This window comes from Ruegeria sp. CE8, assembly GCF_056537465.1.
In genome coordinates this window covers 11972-30515 of record NZ_JBQFRP010000012.1, presented here as the reverse complement: position 1 = coordinate 30515, position 18544 = coordinate 11972, and the positions used below count along the sequence as shown (strand labels likewise).

Here is an 18544-nt window from a genome sequence, read left to right as displayed (position 1 = left end):
TGACAACTAGAATCTGCCTGAGAGGCCAGATCTGTTTGGCCCAGTGGGTGGTTTGGAATACAAACCTGATTTCGTTGTCAAAAGTGATCACCTTCGATCATTCCATGGCCGGGTGACTCCGTCCACAGCCCGTTTTGCGGCCAAACCTAAGCAACAGGTCAGCGGCTCCACTATAGGTTGAGCGTAAAAATGCGCCTTTTTTGCCCAAAAATAGCCGGTTTTCCTTACGTCACTCGGCCTTGGAGAATCTGCAAAACTGCCTGCGTGAGGGCTGCGGATTTTACCATCGCAACTACGCCACTCTGCGCAGGGAATACGAGAGATTTTGTTAGATAGGAAATACGCGTTTCTCGATTCCCCATCCAAATCGGAAATGGTGTGTCGCAGCATTCCCAGCAAGCCAGAACCGCAAGGACAATGCGCGACCGCAACAGGGCGATAGAACAAAAACATCCCAGGGCCCTATTGCGACCAAAGAAATACTCACCCAACAGGAGAACGAAATGAATAACGCAGGAATTAAGTTTGGCCTCATGGCCCTGGGCCTGGCCGCCTTAATCTCGCCAATGAGTGCCTCGGCACAGGTCGCATGCGAAACGTATACCGTAAAAGTGGGGGATACGCTCGCAACCATTTCAGAAACTGCTTATGGCTCCCGGGATTATCAGATCATTTTCAACGCAAACCGGAATGCCGTTGCCGGAAACCCGAACAATCTGACTCCCGGCACCGTTCTGAATCTGCCGTGTGCAGACGGTCGTCTGACAGCAACAACGCAGTTTAATGAGGTCGTCGAACGTGAAGAAGAAAAAGCCTCGAAAGTTCAAGCCCGGAACGTCTATGAACCGCCGATCCGTTTGCTGGCCGGCAACGATTGGGCGCCCTACACGGACGAAGGTCTTTCGGGTGGCGGTTTCCTGATGCGACTAACGACAACGGCCCTTCATCGCGCTGGTAACAAACGCGAATTCAATCAGGGCTGGGTGAACGACTTCAACTCGCACCTGTATACGCTGCTGCCCGCCGGGGCCTATGACATCGCCGTTGCCTGGGTCGTTCCCGACTGCGCAAAAAACCCGGATGCGATGGGCGAAGACAGCCTTTATCGCTGCAATGGATTTTACGCATCCCAACCATTGTATGAATCTGTCGTTGGGTACTTCACCCTGCCTGACAGCAAATACGCCAGCGCGACCTCAATCGAAGAACTGGAAGGCGCCGTCTTCTGCCGCATGGAAGGGTTCTTCACCAACGACCTCGAAGAAGCGGGCATGGTAGAGCCGAAAATCACGCTTGTCCGTCCCCGTACTCCGGAAGAGTGCATCGAAGCGGTCATGAATGGAACGGCCGACGCAACAGGCATGGCCATTCAGCAAGCCAACGGGGCGATCGCGACACTTGGTATGGAAAACGAAGTTGTTCAGAACGAGAACTTCACACACCTGTCCACGATCCGCCTGCTGGCGCATAAATCCAACCCGTACGGGCTGCAGTACATCTCGATGCTCAACAATGGCTTGAACGAGATGCGCAAGTCGGGTGAGTGGTACGATATCGTTTCCAGTTCGCTGGCCGAGTACAGCGCCCAGAACCTGGCTGCATCGAACTAATAGCCCCAAACTTCATGCACAGCGCTGTCCGGGCGCTGTGCATAGCCTCGGCACGGAGCCACGTTCAGTTTAGCTGCCTGCGCCCCGCCAAACTCACCTGAAATCAGCTAGCCGGCACCGCATCCGCAGGTTGTGCATAGTGATGCATATTCAGAAATGCCGCGCCTTCCGCCCCGGCGCGATAGCCGTGCGGCAGGTCTGCCGCAAAGCGCAATCCCTGCCCCGCCTGCAACGGAACCCAATCTCCGTCGCGCAAAATCTCCAGCGAGCCATTCAGCACAAAGACTTCCTCGGTGACGCCGACAGCATGGGCCGGGGACTCGTGGCTTTGGTTCGGTGCAAGGTCGACGTGAAACGTCTCGGCCGCCAAAGCGGGATCAAAGGGAAAGACGATCTTGACCTCAATACTGCCGGGAAAGGTCACAGTGCGAAAGACACCATTACTGGTCGTATCGCGCAAAGCTCCGGGTCCGATCAGGGCGCTCAGCGGCAGCTGGAACCCCTTGGCGATTTTCCACAGCGTCGCGATGGTCGGGCTGGATTCGCCACGCTCGATCTGGCCCAGCATGGCTTTGCTGACCCCGGTCATCTCGGCCACTTTGGACAGGCTCAGCCCCGAGGCCGCCCGCACATCGCGTAGTTTCAACGTAATTTCATCCGGTGCCATCTCGTCGTCTCTCGAATCCTCTTGTGCGTTATAGCGCACATGTGGTACGTGCGCTATAACGTACGCATCCCGCATATCGCAACCGGGGCAAAAGGGAAACAGCATCATGCCAATGTACCGATCCAGAACTTCAACCCATGGCCGCAACATGGCCGGTGCCCGCGGCCTGTGGCGCGCCACCGGTATGCAGGATGACGATTTCGGCAAGCCAATTATTGCCATCGTCAACTCGTTCACTCAGTTCGTGCCGGGTCACGTGCACCTGAAGGATCTGGGCCAGATGGTCGCGCGCGAAGTTGAGGCCGCAGGCGGTGTTGCAAAAGAGTTCAACACCATCGCCGTGGATGACGGTATCGCCATGGGCCACGACGGGATGCTGTATTCGCTGCCCTCGCGTGAGGTCATCGCGGATTCGGTTGAATACATGGTTAATGCGCACTGCGCTGATGCGATGGTGTGTATTTCGAACTGCGATAAGATCACTCCCGGCATGCTGATGGCCGCCATGCGCCTGAACATCCCTGCGATCTTCGTCTCTGGCGGCCCGATGGAAGCCGGCAAGATCGACATCGCGGATCTGGACGTCAAGAAGATCGACCTCGTGGATGCAATGGTTGCGGCAGCCAACGAAGACTTTACCGATGAGCAGGTCCAGCACATCGAGGAAAACGCCTGCCCGACCTGTGGGTCATGCTCGGGCATGTTCACTGCGAACTCGATGAACTGTCTGGCCGAGGCTCTGGGCCTGGCGCTGCCGGGCAACGGCTCGACTTTGGCGACACATGCCGACCGCAAGAACCTGTTCCTTGAGGCCGGGCGCCGGATCGTCGAAATCACCAAGCGGCATTATGACTTGGACGAAAAAGGCTTCCTGCCGCGCGAAATCGCCACCTTCGACGCGTTTGAAAACGCCATGAGCCTTGATATCGCCATGGGCGGATCGACCAACACCGTTCTGCACCTGCTGGCCATCGCGCATGAGGGCGAGGTGCATTTCACCATGTCCGACATGGATCGCCTCAGCCGCAAGGTGCCGTGCCTGTGCAAGGTCGCACCCAACACCGAGAATGTTCACATGGAAGACGTGCACCGCGCTGGTGGCATCTTCTCAATCCTTGGCGAGCTTAGCCGCGCCGGACTGCTGCACGAACATTGCAGCACCGTTCACTCGGCCACGATGGGCGAGGCGATCGCCAACTGGGACATCAAGATTGCAAATAACCCGGCGGCGCAGGAACTGTTCAAGGCGGCCCCCGGTGGCGTGCGCACGACACAGGCATTCAGCCAGTCGAACCGCTATAAGGACCTCGACACCGACCGAGAAGGCGGCGTGATCCGGTCCAAGGAACACGCCTTCAGTCAGGATGGCGGTCTGGCGGTTCTGTTCGGCAACATCGCGCGCGACGGCTGCATCGTGAAAACCGCAGGCGTTGATCCCAACAGCCTGACGTTTACCGGGTCGGCCTATGTTTGCGAAAGCCAGGATCAGGCGGTCAACGATATCCTGACCGGCAAGGTCAAAGAAGGCGACGTGGTGGTGATCCGCTATGAAGGCCCGCGTGGTGGTCCGGGGATGCAGGAAATGCTGTATCCGACATCCTATCTGAAGTCCAAAGGTCTGGGCAAAGCCTGCGCGCTTTTGACCGACGGCCGGTTCTCGGGCGGCACATCGGGCCTGTCGATTGGCCACGTTTCGCCAGAAGCGGCAGAAGGTGGTGAAATCGGACTGGTGAAGCAGGGCGACAAGATCGAGATCGACATTCCAAACCGTACGATCCATCTGGCCGTGTCAGACGAAGAACTGGCCGCCCGTCGTGAAGAGCAGGACGAAAAGGGCTGGGCGCCCGTCGCGCCACGCAAGCGCAAGGTGTCCACGGCGCTCAAGGCCTATGCCAAACTGACGACCAGCGCCGCGAAAGGTGCGGTACGTCAAGTGTGACGAGGTGGTTTTCAAACAACCAAAACTGCAATAGCTTCAAAGGCCTCGCTAATTGGATTAGCGGGGTCTTTTTTTTTGCATTCAATGAAATCCACAGCTTAATCGGTGAGAAGAATGACATTCTGGCGCCCGCATAACGGTATCCGCGTCAAAGCTATCGGCTTGCATTGGCGTGAGGACAGGCTCCTCGCAGCAGAAGTTCCGGATGACAGCGGTCGCATCAAGGGTGTGCGCCCTTTAGGTGGATCAATTGAATTCGGCGAAACATGGCACGAAGCACTGAAACGTGAGTTCAAGGAAGAGCTTGATGTGACGGTTGAAATCAGTGGCCAACCGTTTGTGATCGAAAACATTTATCATCACGAAGGACACCAAGGCCATGAGGTCATCTTTGTGGCAGAGGTGTCAAGCGCCGAGCTTTTGGCCCGCCCTGACGATCCAATCTTATTCGCCGAGGATAATGGGATGCGTTGCACAGCTCGATGGTTCGATCTCGAAACGCTGGATGTCGGCGGTCCGGAACTCTACCCAACGGGCTTGAAAGAGCGTCTGCTCAACCGCTGACCGTCAGTTCAATCGCCCAGCTTGGCGTGAACCTCTTCCAGATCGATCTCTCCGATCGGCATCTTGTTGCCCGGGTTTTCAAAGTCGTATTTGAACAACTCGAAATCCTGTTTGTAGATTTCGTAGACGAGGTGCATCGACAGGTCGTCAAAATAGTCCTCGACCGGATGCGCTCGTTTTGGGCCGTGGCCTTCGGATTCGTTGAAGCGCGGGATTTCGGACAGGTTCACGGCATGAGGCGTTTGCAGCTGATCCAGTACGCCCTGCATTCCGTCGTTAAACTTCTCGGTCCAGAAAATCTGATCGTACCGCCCGCCATTCACGATAAAGGTCGAAACGTGCCCTGACATGGCTGACCAGTGAATATCCGGATCCATCGGGCGCCGCCACCGGATCGTATCGCGGGCAAACAGCAGAAACCGACGGAAGCTGGCGATCTGATCGAATTCACCCTTGCCGTCATCGCCTCCAACCTCGATCCCATAGTTGTAGATGAGCGTGGGCACCAGATTGCCCCGATACCGCTTGCCGTTGCGCTGAATGCCGCAGATCTTGTCGAAGAACGAGCTGAGGATCCGGGTGTATGGATTGCGCACACAAGTAAAGGCCAGCGACTTGTGATCCCGAACATTGCCCGAAATCGATGCCTGACTCGATCCGAACGCCCATTTGTGCATGCCGTCCTTCGCGTCGTGAATATCACCGTCAAAGAACTGTCCATGATCCGAATAAAACATAATCTGACCAATGGTCGAGCAGGCACATTTCGGCACAACACGGTAAACCATGCTTTCGCTTTCGGTCATCCATGTTCCGGGAAAACCCATATGCTGTGCCTCCTTTGCCGATCTGGTCTCAAAATGACGCGCCAGCATTTGAAACCAAAAAACCAAAAATATTCTGTTTATTCAATCGTTCATCCTCAGTATCACGGGTGGATACAGGCGGAAACGGAAAACAATGGGCTGAAATGGCAAGGATTGCCTACATATTGCTGTGTCATAAGGACCCCGACGCGATTATTGCGCAGGCCGAACAACTGACCGCCGCCGGGGATTGCATGGCGATCCACTTTGACGCGCGCGCCAGCATGGTTGCATTTGCGCGGATTCGCGAGGCTCTGAAAGACAATCCAAACGTTACCTTTGCAACTAAACGTATCAAATGTGGTTGGGGTGAGTGGTCGCTGGTTCAGGCCACACTTTACGCTGTGATAGCAGCCGTAGATGCGTTTCCCCGCGCCACCCATTTCTACATGGTGTCAGGGGATTGCATGCCGATCAAATCGGCGGAATACATCCATCGCTTTCTGGAAGAGACCGACAAGGACTTTGTCGAGAGCCACGATTTCCTGGAAAGCAACTGGATCAAGACCGGAATGGTCGAGGACCGGCTGGTCTATCGGCATTATTTCAACGAACGCACCCAAAGCAGACTGTTTTACACCTCGTACAACTTGCAGAAACGGTTCGGTCTGACGCGTGACATCCCGTCCGATATTCAGGTCATGATCGGCAGCCAATGGTGGCTTTTGCGCCGCAGGACCATTGAAATGATCCTGGACTTCCTGCAGCAGCGCCCTGATGTGACCCGTTTCTTCTCGACCACCTGGATTCCGGACGAAACCTTTTTTCAGACGCTGGTCCGTCACCTGATCCCGAAGAACGAGATTGAAAACCGAACGCCCACTTTTCTGATGTTCTCGGATTATGGCATGCCGGTGACCTTCTACAATGATCACTACGACATGCTGCTCGCGCAGGACTATCTGTTTGCGCGCAAGATCAGCCCCGAAGCGCATGAGTTGAAGGATCGTCTGGGCCAGATGTACGCAAGCGAGGACGGCACGTTTCATATCTCAAACGAAGGGCGCAACCTATATGGATTTTTGACCGGGCGCGGCCGTGTCGGGCGACGTCACACCCAGCGTTTCTGGGAAGCAAGCAATTCTCTGGGTGCAGAGCGTGACGTGTATCTGCTCGTGTGCAAAAAATGGCATGTCGCCAAGCGTCTGGTCGACCAGATTGTCTCGGAAACAGACATCCCTTGCGTCGAATACCTGTTCAATGAAGAGAACACCGTCCTGCCTGATCTGGGCGGCATCGAAACGTCCCTAGCCAAGCGCTCGCGTCACAGGCGCGCAGTGGTGCGCATGCTGTTTGAAAGCTTCGAATCTGACAAGCTGGTTTTCTGCGTCGACCCTTCCAGCCTCGATATTATTCAGGATTTCTGCTCGGTGCGGGCCCGCACCCATGTTCTGGAAATCGAATGCGAATACTCCGACGACTACCTGATCGGTCACGCCCGTCGCGTGGGGTTGGCTGGTGACAGCAGCCCAAGAGAGACCGTGGCCCGTCTTGTCCCGGCGTTGCGCAACTCTCTGCTCCATGAATCCGAACTGATCCGCGAAGCGGAATTCGACGGATACCTGCGTATCCGGGAAACCAACTCGCGGGCAGAAAATGAAGCGGCAATTGTCGAGTTTCTTGGGGTGTCACAGGACAAGGCGCAAGCAGTCATGCGCCTTGATTACCTGTTTTCGGACTGATCCGGCGGCGCGTCAGCAGCGCCGGATCATTGGCTCAGATGTCAAACTTGACGCCCTGCGCCAGAGGCAGTTCAGCAGAATAGTTCACCGTATTCGTCTGGCGGCGCATATAGGCCTTCCACGCGTCCGATCCGCTTTCGCGACCGCCGCCAGTTTCCTTTTCGCCACCGAATGCGCCACCGATCTCGGCACCTGAAGGCCCGATATTAACGTTGGCGATCCCGCAGTCCGATCCGGCCGCGGTCAGGAACTGTTCTGCCTCGCGCATGTTCAGGGTGAACACGCAGGAAGACAGACCCTGCGGCACGTCGTTTTGCAGCTCAAGGGCATCGTCGAAATCGTCGTAGCCCATGACGTAAAGGATCGGAGCAAAGGTCTCGGTCTTCACGACATCCGTCTGGCCGGGCATCTCGACGATGGCCGGTTCCATATAGACGCCGGCAGGCACGTTTTCAGTCACGCGATTGCCTCCGAACACGGTGCCGCCCTCGGCCTTCGCGGCCTCCAAAGCAGCGGTCATTGCCGCGCCCGATGCCTCATCCACCAACGGGCCGATCAGAGTACCCTCGGCCAGCGGGTTGCCGATGGGCAGACCGGCATAGGCTTTTTTCAGACGGCTCACCAGTTCCTCGCGGATCGAATTGTGCACGATCAGGCGGCGCAGCGTGGTACAACGCTGACCGGCCGTCCCAACGGCCGAGAACACGATCGCGCGCACTGCCATTTCCAGATCGGCCGAGGGTCCGACGATCATCGCGTTGTTGCCGCCCAGCTCCAGAATGCACTTGCCGAAGCGTTGTGCCACGATGGGTGCCACCGCACGGCCCATGCGGGTGGACCCGGTAGCCGAAATCACCGGAACGTCTTCGCTGGCAACCAGCGCTTCGCCCAGCGCGGCACCACCGATCAGCGTCTGCAGCAGACCTTCGGGCGCATCGCCGAACCGGGCCAGCGCGCGTTCAAAAATCTTCTGGCAGGCCATCGCGGTCAACGGGGTTTTTTCGGACGGTTTCCAGATCACCGGATCACCGCAGACCAGCGCCAGCGCTGCGTTCCACGACCAGACAGCGACGGGGAAGTTAAAGGCCGAGATCACGCCGACCGGGCCTGCGGGGTGCCAGGTTTCCATCATCCTGTGGCCGGGACGTTCCGATGCAATGGTCAGACCGTACAGCTGGCGTGAAAGTCCAACGGCGAAATCGCAGATGTCGATCATCTCCTGCACTTCGCCAAGGCCTTCCGAGGTGATCTTGCCCGCCTCCCAGCTGACCAGCGCACCCAGATCGTCTTTTGCCGCGCGCAGTTCCTCACCCAACAGGCGGATCAATTCACCCCGACGCGGGGCGGGGACAACGCGCCATGCTTTGAACGCTGCCTTTGCGTTGGCAAAGATCGCGCCCATCTCGGACACCGGCGTCTCAGGCACTTCTGCCAACAGACTGCCGTCAATCGGAGAGGTCACCTTGAGCGTTCCGCCCGTCAGTTCCGCCTCTGTCAGGTCCAGATTTGCGAGTGTGGTTTGCGCATTCATCACGATGTCTTTCATATCTCACGCCGCCTTGTTCTGTTCGGTTACGTCACCGGCGCGATAGAGCCGGCCAAATTCAGTGTTGAGGAAATCGGCAAGCTTCACCTGCTCTTGCCGGACAAACCCTTTCGTGGGCAGGGCACTTGTCCGCATCAGATCGACAACGCCCAGAACGCCTGCAGCGGTGGTGACCTGAATGGCGCTCCAGACCTGTCCGTTGATGGTGCGGGCAAAGCTTTTGTTGATCAGGGATTTCTCGCGCAGCGTTCCGTCGATCATGCCTTTGGCCGTGCAATAGACCAGAACCACATCCTGATCCGTGCGCGGCAGCGCGGTTTCAAAAATGTCCTTCAGCAGGTCGCGGCGGCGTTCCAGCCCTAGATCCTTGAGCAACAGTTTCAGGATGTCGCAATGGCCGGGATAGCGGATCGAGCGGTAGGACACCGCCCGCGCTTTGCCATCCAGCGTTTCAGGCAGCGTGCCCAGCCCGCCCGAGGTATTGAAGCATTCATACTCCACACCGTCATGACCCAGCACTTCGTAATCTTCCAACGGCGCGGTCTTGACGCGCTTGCCATTTACGATGGCGTCGCAGGGATTGCAGTACTCATTGATCAAGCCATCCGTTGACCACGTCAGGTTGTATTTCAACGCATTGGTCGGATAGAGCGGCAGCGCGCCCACCCGCATATGCAGACTGTCCAGTTCATCGAACTCTGCCGCCAGCGAAGCGCCCGCGATACCGACAAAGCCCGGAGCCAGCCCGCATTGCGGCATGAACGCCGTATCACTGTCTTTCGCCAGTTCACGTACGGCGTTGGTGGCCGCAACATCCTCGGTCAGGTCAAAGTAATGGGCACCTGCAGTCTTGGCCGCCTTTGCGATGTTTGGCGTCAAAAAGAACGGGGCCGCCGAGATAACGGCGTCAAATCCCGCCAACCCTTCGGCCAGTTGAGCATCGTCATCAACATCAATTTGCCGGGTCGAGATTCCCTGCCGGTTCAATGCTGACAGCGCAGCCAAATCCCGGTCGGCCACTGTGACCGAATAGTTGGACGATGATTGCAGCAGGGTGGCGATCATCTGACCGATCTTGCCTGCTCCGATGACACAAATATTCCAGCTCAAACCGCGCCTCCTCTTTCGGGTTTATTAAAGTATGAGGCCGCATCTGTTCGAAATGCAGGGGTAATCTTGACGAAACAGCGGGTGAGTTTGTCATTTTAACGGCGTTTTCGACATTTTGCCAAACCTGCACACGAAACGCCGCATTCGCCAAATCGATAGGATACCCGACCAACCCTTGGTTGCAACTCGGTTGGACAAATCAACAACGCCAGTGATTTTTATATTCAAATATTATACGCTGCAGTGAATTGGGCCGTATTGTTCGCACAAATTGCTGCAGACAATCGACCCGCCCAGCGCATGAGTTCACGTCGGGCCGGTCTTGTTATTCTGATTGACCGGTGGGTGCCTGACACCAGAAACAAGTTTCAGCGTTGGTTCTTTGACGACTTTCACGGCGAAGCTCAGAGGGGGGACAAGGCGTGCCTAAAGATCCAATTGATAGCTCAATTCCATTCGACCCAACCCAGGAAGACCTGAAACTGATAATCGAGGTGCTGCCGGCAGGGGACCCTTCGCTTATCCAAACACATTTCGAGTTTTTTGAAGTCTCCGAAGAAACGGTACTGCCTTCGAAGGGCATGTTTGTCGTTCTTGGTGGCGTGGTCCAGTTGCGGCAGAATGAAACCGTTCTGGCAACCGCAGATACCGGGGATTATTTTTACGAAGAACATCTGGAAATCTATGACATACCCGTCAGCCTCGAGGCGCTTGCAACACCCGGCACCCGGCTGGCCTACCTCTCCAGAAGCCGCTGGTCGGAGATCCCGAAAAAGCTCAGAGAAGCCTGTTACGACACGCTGTTCGGCGATCTGGTCAGTGTTCACATGCAGAACTTTCAGCAACCGATCAATTGCTGCAGCGTGACTGCGGCGGCGCTCAGCATGTCGGCGCTTGGCTTCAGTTGCGAGGTCAACGACATCTTCCGCGAATGCGGTCTGCCGACGTCGTTTGTGGTCAATGACGGGATTTCGCTGGGTGAGCTTTTCGACGTCGCCTGCACCTTCATCCACTCGCAGGGACTGCGCGATGTCGTTCAGGTGCAGGCGTATTTCATGGATGAGACTACGACATCCGTAGACCTGTTGCTTGAGGCAATCGACGAATCTAACCGGCTGGGAGGGGACAACGACATCCTCGTCGCGAATTTCCAGGTTGGCGTGGCGCATGGCAAAGACAACATGCCAGGCGGTCATTTTGCGATCATCGCAAAGTGCAATCCCAGCACGGGTCTGGTGCATATGATGGATGTCCACCCTGAGAAATACGGCAAGCTGTGGGTCACCACCATCGATCGCCTGTGGGCCGGGATGTCCGATCGCGACGGAACCTCGATGCGATCGCGGGGCATCCTGCGGTTCTCGGCGCGGGAGGCGGTCAAAACCCACCTGCAAACGCTACAACAAGATTGCAACTATGTCGACAGCACGCTCTATCTGGCCAAGGACCCCAAAAAGAGGCGCAATCTGTTCCGGCGTGCCAGCCCAAATATGAACTCGATGGGCGTTCTTGCCGAAAGCCTTGCCATTCTTGGCGATGACAACGTCGACGAAGACAAGTTGCTAATGGCGACGCAGGTTGATCTGACAGATGCGCTCAGCCGCGTCTCCACAGCCAGGGAAATGCACGCGATGGCGCAGCGGTATCTTATTCAGGAACCGGACGTCGATCTGGGCAGCGCTTTCCGCAGTTTTGACGAGCGTCCGGACAAAAGCGTCCAAGCGCCCGAAGACTGGTTCCGCGATCAGTTGCACAGCCTGAATGAACATGATGGCCGCCACCTGATGATCAACATCGACTTCAACAAGGTTCTGGGGTCCAAAGTCATTCGTCCCCCGGCGAATGCATATCGGGAAACGGCCCTGCTTGAGGAGTTCTGGTGTCTTTGCATCGCCTATGATGACGAGACTGAGTTGGTGACCGTCGTCGACATGAGCCCGGCAACCTCGCAGGTCTGGCAGGCGCCGCGCGGGCATATCTTCCGCGGTCTTCGCGATCTGAAAGACCCCGCGCTTTTGGTCATCGAAGAACAGGAACCACCCGAAGACCCCAGCGACGTGGTCCGCATTACCAAAAAGCATCCCCTCGTGTTGTTCTATGCGGACGAAGACCCGTGGTCCTACATGTTGCGGAGTATCCTGGCCAATATCGGCATCACCGAGATCAAATTGATCGATGTCGAGGGACACGGGGCCAATGTCATGAAAATGCGGCGGCAACTGATTTCGATGACCGGCAAGGAAACCGTCCCGTATCTGTTTTTCCAGGGTGAGTGCCTGGGCAGGAGACAAGACATTGTCGACAGAATCCTAAAAGGTCAGTTTCAAAAGGACGTAAAAGAGGCCGGATTGCCGGTCTTGCTGCGCCACGAGTCCCCGAGCCTGGACAAGAACATCTTTGGCTATCCGAAGGGTGGATTGACAGATGCGCCCTGCGAAAAGCGCAATGTCCTTCTGTGCGCCTGCGGGTCCTCTGCCGCAGACAAGGTGCCGCAACTGGTGAAGAAGATCACCGCAGCTGGCCACAACGTGAAACTCATCCCGTCAGTTTCGGCCGAGAAGTTCTTTCGCGATATCGAGATTGAGAAGGGTGTTGAGATCGAACGCGGTTATGAGCCCGAGAAGGTCGAGGATTACATCTCGCACAACGACTATTACCGCGACGATGACGAATGGAATTTCCGTTATACCCAGTTCGGAATGCCCCTACGCGCCTCGCATCTTGCCCTCTGTGACTGGGCCGATTGCGTGATCGTCGCGCCGGTGACCTGCAACACGATGGGCAAGATCGCCAACGGAATTGCCGACAACCTGCTGACCTCGGTCTTTGTCGCGTGGCAGTACCGGAACAAGCCCGCGATCCTCTGCCCGGCGTGCAACACCAACATGTGGAACAACGTCACCACCCAGCGGAATGTCGAAAAGTTGCGGGACCTTGGCGTTGACCTTGTGGGGCCGCGCAAGGGGCGGCTGTCAAACGGCATGATGGGGATCGGCATGATGGCGACCCCGGATCAGATCATGGACGTTCTGGAAGAGGCCTTCGAAGAACTGGCCGATCAGGAACACAACATCTGCAAATGGGCGCAAGAGGCCGCCGCGTCGGACGAGTTCGCACAATGGAGCCGCGTGTTTGAAGCAATCGACAATGGAATGGCCGGGATCGACATCGTGGACGATCAGAACGGAGACACGCTGCTCCACTACGCGGCAGGCGGTGAAGGCGAGGTACATGAGAACGGCAAGAACCTCGGGAAACCCGATCTGGCGGCGGCGCAAGAGCTGATAAAGCGGGGCATCAACGTCAACGCCACCAATGATCACGGCTTTACCAGCCTGCATGTGGCGGTGATGAACAACTCGGTCGACATGGTCAAAACCCTGCTTGGCGCCGATGGGATCGACGCGAGCGCGTGCATCCATTTCCTGCTGAACCCCCAAAACGCCAAGGACGTCAGAGAAGCCAACGTCTCGGAAGAGATACTGACGATGTTAGAAGACTGGGCCGACACGCACACACTGACGGAACTTGAGGAAGAGGATGAAACTTGTCTGCTCGAAGACCGAGAACGTACTTATCTCTACTTCACTTACGGCTCGCTGAAGAAAGGCTTTCCAAACCACGAGGCCCATGCCGAAGTTCTGGACGACTTTGTGGGTGAAGCCGTAACCCGGCAGCGGATGCCGCTGGTCGTGCCGCATGAGCCGCATTGCGACAATCCGAACTGTGGCTACCTGCACCGAATGGCCACGCTGATTGATCAGAAAGGGCGAGGTAAACCGATCCGTGGAGAGGTGTATCGGGTAACGTCATCGGGGCTGAAAGAACTGGATAAGCTGGAAGGCTACCATGGCCCCGGATCGCCCGAGAACGTCTATGTCCGCAAGCGAATCAATGTGATGATCAACGGTGTGAAAAAGCCCGCCTATGCCTATGTGATCGCGCATCCCACCAAATATCTGGATCAATGGGAGCAGGGTACCTCGGGGATTGTTGCGGAATACACACTGGACATGGCAACAGGCACACCCAAGCCTGGATTTCAACCGCCTGCCTCGTCGTGACGCTGTATCGCAACCTCATCCTCGGGGTCTTCCTTGAGGCTGAGGTTGTAGGCCGTGATGATCACCATGCACAAAAGGACAAAAGGCCAGAACGCGGCCTTGGGGAGCAGGTTGTCCTTGTAGTGGATGAACCACAAGGACGGCACGGCCTCGGCGGCAAAGAAATAGGTGTTCACCGACACGGCCAGCAGCAGGAAGTACATCAGGAAAAAGAACGACTCCATGTAAATCACCGGTGATCCGGCAAACCCCTCGCGCAGCTGTACGTGCGCCAGCAGTATCACGAAGAACAGGACCGAGCAGGTGCCGATGACGGTCGAGGTGCTGAAATCGTGCCGTTCCACCAGATTGGGTCGGCGCGTCACGGTCATGACAGCCCCGAACAGCAGCATCGTCACCACGATCAGCGGGATCATGTGGACGATGAAAGCGTTCGCAAAGTTCCGCTTGATGACAAAATTATAGTGCAGCTCGGGCAGGTTGGTCTGATATTCATTCTGACCTATGCCCAGGGTGGTATCCAGATCGGACTGGCGATAATCGAAATAGGTGTTTTCGCGGTCCCATGTACCCATGACGATGCGGTTGTCGATGCCAAAAATGTCGTTCGGCCCAGTGGCCGGATAGGCCGAAAAGTCCGGTATTAGAGCCACATCAATCTCAAACTGACCCGGCCAGAACCGAACCCAGACGGTTTTGTGGTCGAACGGATAGCTGGTGTAGTCAAAGGACTGACGTAGGGTCTGTTCAAAGTACCAGCCGATCAATTCGGAACCGTCCTGATCTATCCGATAGGCCTCGTCGATCAGACCGTTCGCCGCGTCCGCGGCTTCGGGCAGAATGAACCCCACTTCCCCTTCGTCCGGCTTTATGGCGTCATGCACACCGTCTTCGTAATGTTGCCAGATGTAACCGCTGATGTGGACATCGCTGGCCCCGGTGAAGCTGAAGGATTTGATGAAGATACCCGTTCTGACCTGATACGCCGGAACGCGGGGCAACTCCTGTAGATACGCATCGACCGCGGTCTGATCCGGCAGTTGTGTCGGGTCTTCTTCGAAATGGTTCAGGTCGCTCCAGAGTTTGATCAGAAGAATGGTCAGACCCAGTGTGACGACACCCGAAATCAGCCAGACTTTCTTTTCGATGCTCATTCAGCTCCTCGCCTGCCAGTCCAGCCGCCCGATCAGCGACTGTGTGATGTCGAGGTCCTGAAACCTGGAATTTAATTCTTCAAACCCCTCATGCGCTGCCAGCGGAATGCCCCAGGCCCCACATTCGGCCAGTGTTCGAGCCTGTTGTATCGACAGATCAACCATCGGAAGGGGTTCATCCGCGGTGAACGCCGCCAGTGCATCCGCATAGCGCGTGGCTTCATCCCATTCCTGTCGCGCCAGCATAACGGCGCTGGCATCCGTGTAGAAGTGCAGATGGCTGTGGCCGACACAGCCTTCGGCGATGATCTCTTCGCCAAGCTTGAGGTGGCGGACCTGCGCTTCGGCATCTTCTTCCGCCATGGCAAGCGCCGACAACGCCTTGGGCCCTACGAAGTTTCGCCCGTGCTCAAGGGCGATTTCCACCGCGCGGCGCCCAGTTTCCCGCGCCTGCTCCAGTTGTCCGACATAAACCTGTGTGCGGGCCAGATGCTCCAACGCCTGCGCCTCAAGCCGTTTGGCGCCAACGCGGTTCGCGATTTCTGCCGAGAGCGTAAAGGCGTCCAGCGCCTGATCCAGTTCCCCCAGAAAGGTATGCGCCACACCCAGACAGGTCTGCGCCACACATTCCGGAACAAAGGCAAAATATTTCTGAGACACCTCGATGGCTTCCTGCGCGTCCACCTTGCCCTGTGCCACATCCCCCGTATAGCTGCGCGCCACGCTCAGATTGTGCAGGTTCGCGGCCAGATCGCGAACCAAACCCTTTTCCCGCGCCCGTTCGACTGCCTGTGTGTAGAAAACCGTTGCCGTCTGCATCGTGGCGTTCATGAAATTGGCATCGCCAAATCCGCTCAGCGCCCCGACCTCCAGGCGTGCCGATTCCAGCATTCTAGCCAGTGTTAGAGCCTTTTCATTGCTCTCCAGCGCTTTCTGGACCTGCCCCAATGGGAAATACACGTTGCCGCGTACATAGTTGATCTGCGCGATGTCTCGGTCGGATCCACAGCGCTCGGCGGCGGCCTCGGCGATGTCAAGGCTTTCCAGCGCTTCCTGATAGAGACTGGCCTGGCGCGCGGCCTGCGCCAACCCGATATGCGCCCTGCAAACCTGCTCGTTCGTGTCGGCCAGTTCGGCGGCTTCCTTGAACTCGCGTAACGCTTCATCCGACAAGCCTTGCAACCGGTGCGTTTCACCTCGGGCGCAGAGCAGATCAAAGCGCACGCCGGCGGGCGCGGGCAGCTCCAGCGCCCGTTCGATCAGCGGGCTCGCGTCGTCAAATTGGAAGGCCAGGATCAATTTGTCGGCAGCCTCCAGATAGGCTTGGGCCGCATTGGTCGCGCCCGCACGGTCCAGATGTTGCGCCCGCAGTGTGGCATCGCGTTCTTCGAACCATTTCGCCGCCTGACGGTGCAATCGCGCGCGTTCGGATTTCACCAGCGTTGCATATGACCCATCGCGGATCAGAGCATGCGCAAACATCAGATCTGCCCCAGCCTCACGGATCAGGGCCGAGCGGATCAGGGTCGAGGTGTCCAGATGCCCCTCACCCAAAACAAAGTTCAGAACCTCGGGCGAGAACCTTTGTCCAAGGACCGACGCCGCCTGAATCGCCGCCCGACTGGCCCGATCCAACGAGTCCAGACGTGACTGAACAATGCCCTGAATGCTGCCCGGAACGGATTCCTGTTTCAGCACGTCGATATTGCGCAGCAGCTGTTCCAGAAACAACGGATTACCCCCCGCGCGTTTCACGCAGGTATCCAGAAGCTCGGGATCAATCCCGGTGAATTCCTCGACCAGCTTGCGGGCCTGTTCATCCCCCATCGGTGCCAGTTCCAGTTTGGAAATCAGCGCCCCATCTGTGGCCGATTGCCATTCGCGGTTGATCGGATCGCCTTCCACCCGGCTGGTCATCATCAGAACACAAGGCAGATCACGCGTCATCGCCGCGATATGCGCGCAGGACGTCAGGATCTCTGGTGCGGCCCAGTGGATGTCTTCGATCTGGATCAGCAACGGCGCCTCGTCACTGCGGGCTGCGATCAACTCGTCAATGACCTGACGCCGCCCCCGCAAACGGGTTGCGTTGTCCATCACCGCATAGACCTCGGCCAAACCGGGGTCCTGCTCCAACTCCAGCAAGGCGTTCAAATGCGTAGCGTTGGCTGGCGAGACCCAACCCTTTCTGATTGCGTCCTCCGCCGCTGCGGCGCTCATTGTGGGGTTATCCGACGGTTCCAGTCCCAGGATACTGCGCGTCACCGATTGGATGGCCGAGTGCCCCTCGCGCGCGCCGAAATCCATAACGACGCCATTGTGGATCGAGTAAGACAGGCTGTCGGCCAGCTCGGCCACTTGTTCGGACAGGTGCGTCTTGCCGATGCCGGGTTCGCCCAGAATGATGTGGACTTCGCCCTTACCATGCCGCTGGCACCGGTCGAAGGTCGCCGAGAACAAGGACAGTTCGCGTTCGCGGCCTACAAAGCGATGCCGGCGCGACCGGATGTTACGCGCCATACGGTCCAGCCGCCATAGCTCGACCGGGTCATTCAGCCCCTTGATTGCCTTTTCGCCCATGGACTCACCGACAAAAAGCGGCCCTAACGCACGCTGAATGTCATGTGACACCAAAGTTTCGCCCGGTACTGCCATCTCGGTAATGCGCGAGGCCAGATTCACACCGTCACCGGTTACGGTGTATTCCGTATGCGCCTGACTGCCCGTCGTGCTGGCGATAACTTGTCCCGAGGCAATCCCGATATGGCAGGACAGCGGAGGGTTCAGGCTGGGCAAGATTGCGTGGATTTCCAGAGCGGCCCGCGCGGCCCTTTCGGTATCGTTTGTATGCGAAATAGGCGCGCCAAAAACCGCCATGACAGCATCGCCGATATGCTTGTCGATTCGACCGCCGTATTTCTCGACCACGTGGTCCACCTTGGCGAAGAAAGCGTTGAGCAGCGCATGCATGTCCTCGGCATCCAACTCGCTGGTCAAACGAGTGAACCCCGTCAGGTCGGCAAACATGACGGTCACCTGCCGTTTCGCAGGCTCCAGCGGCGCGTCCGGTTCATAGGGCTGAACGGTTTCGACCGCCTCAAGCTCGGCAATCGCGCGCAGCAACCTTCGGCGGTCGCCGACGGCAGTTACTCCGATTTCGGTCAGATCTTCACCCGTCAGATCGGGCAAAATTCCAAAATCAATTTTGTTATCCAAAAAGGCTTGCGCGTAGTCAGATAATCCAAGTGCGCTTAGCCAGTCCCTAAGGTCCTGAGACATTTCGCCCCTCTGAAGTCCCCAACTCCAAAGACAGACGTAGCACAACAGACCCGCATGAGTCTG

General features: G+C 57.1%; 11 protein-coding genes. 5 read left to right on the top strand and 6 right to left on the bottom strand.

Annotated elements, in window-relative coordinates:
• Nucleotides 1–503: 503 nt before the first annotated feature.
• Complete coding sequence (locus tag ACR0AA_RS17860; protein WP_480756532.1) at nucleotides 504–1610, top strand: peptidoglycan-binding protein LysM; 1107 nt, start codon at nucleotides 504–506, stop codon at nucleotides 1608–1610.
• 103 nt (nucleotides 1611–1713) lie between these two features.
• Here the strand turns inward: ACR0AA_RS17860 and ACR0AA_RS17855 are convergent, their stop codons facing one another.
• The gene (locus ACR0AA_RS17855; RefSeq protein ID WP_480756529.1) at nucleotides 1714–2277 is read right to left on the bottom strand and encodes a helix-turn-helix domain-containing protein; all 564 of its coding nucleotides are present in this window, start codon (nucleotides 2275–2277) and stop codon (nucleotides 1714–1716) included.
• 106 nt (nucleotides 2278–2383) lie between these two features.
• On the opposite strand from ACR0AA_RS17855, the gene ilvD reads away from it, so the two are divergent.
• The gene (gene ilvD / locus ACR0AA_RS17850; RefSeq protein WP_480756527.1) at nucleotides 2384–4216 is read left to right on the top strand and encodes a dihydroxy-acid dehydratase; all 1833 of its coding nucleotides are present in this window, start codon (nucleotides 2384–2386) and stop codon (nucleotides 4214–4216) included.
• 114 nt (nucleotides 4217–4330) lie between these two features.
• The gene (locus ACR0AA_RS17845) at nucleotides 4331–4780 is read left to right on the top strand and encodes an NUDIX hydrolase (RefSeq protein WP_480756525.1); all 450 of its coding nucleotides are present in this window, start codon (nucleotides 4331–4333) and stop codon (nucleotides 4778–4780) included.
• An 8-nt stretch (nucleotides 4781–4788) separates the two neighbouring features.
• Here the strand turns inward: ACR0AA_RS17845 and ACR0AA_RS17840 are convergent, their stop codons facing one another.
• Nucleotides 4789–5607, bottom strand: a complete 819-nt coding sequence (locus tag ACR0AA_RS17840; protein ID WP_480756523.1) for a sulfotransferase family protein — start codon at nucleotides 5605–5607, stop codon at nucleotides 4789–4791.
• Nucleotides 5608–5750: 143 nt separating this feature from the next.
• On the opposite strand from ACR0AA_RS17840, the gene ACR0AA_RS17835 reads away from it, so the two are divergent.
• Complete coding sequence (locus ACR0AA_RS17835) at nucleotides 5751–7328, top strand: DUF5928 domain-containing protein (RefSeq protein WP_480665516.1); 1578 nt, start codon at nucleotides 5751–5753, stop codon at nucleotides 7326–7328.
• Between the two features lie 34 nt (nucleotides 7329–7362).
• Here the strand turns inward: ACR0AA_RS17835 and amaB are convergent, their stop codons facing one another.
• On the bottom strand, nucleotides 7363–8859 hold the full coding sequence (gene amaB / locus ACR0AA_RS17830) for an L-piperidine-6-carboxylate dehydrogenase (RefSeq protein ID WP_480665532.1): 1497 nt from the start codon (nucleotides 8857–8859) through the stop codon (nucleotides 7363–7365).
• A gap of 18 nt (nucleotides 8860–8877) precedes the next feature.
• Nucleotides 8878–9984, bottom strand: coding sequence for a saccharopine dehydrogenase family protein (locus tag ACR0AA_RS17825; protein WP_480665517.1), 1107 nt, complete (start codon nucleotides 9982–9984; stop codon nucleotides 8878–8880).
• Between the two features lie 422 nt (nucleotides 9985–10406).
• Between ACR0AA_RS17825 and ACR0AA_RS17820 the strand changes: the two genes are divergently transcribed.
• Nucleotides 10407–14048, top strand: coding sequence for a flavoprotein (locus ACR0AA_RS17820; RefSeq protein WP_480665518.1), 3642 nt, complete (start codon nucleotides 10407–10409; stop codon nucleotides 14046–14048).
• Here the strand turns inward: ACR0AA_RS17820 and ACR0AA_RS17815 are convergent.
• Nucleotides 14027–15202 carry a hypothetical protein gene (locus ACR0AA_RS17815; RefSeq protein ID WP_480665519.1) on the bottom strand — a complete coding sequence of 392 codons (1176 nt, stop codon included), beginning with the start codon at nucleotides 15200–15202 and terminating at the stop codon, nucleotides 14027–14029. The genes ACR0AA_RS17820 and ACR0AA_RS17815 overlap by 22 nt on opposite strands.
• On the bottom strand, nucleotides 15203–18481 hold the full coding sequence (locus tag ACR0AA_RS17810) for an adenylate/guanylate cyclase domain-containing protein (RefSeq protein ID WP_480756520.1): 3279 nt from the start codon (nucleotides 18479–18481) through the stop codon (nucleotides 15203–15205). It lies immediately after the preceding gene.
• Nucleotides 18482–18544 lie beyond the last annotated feature (63 nt).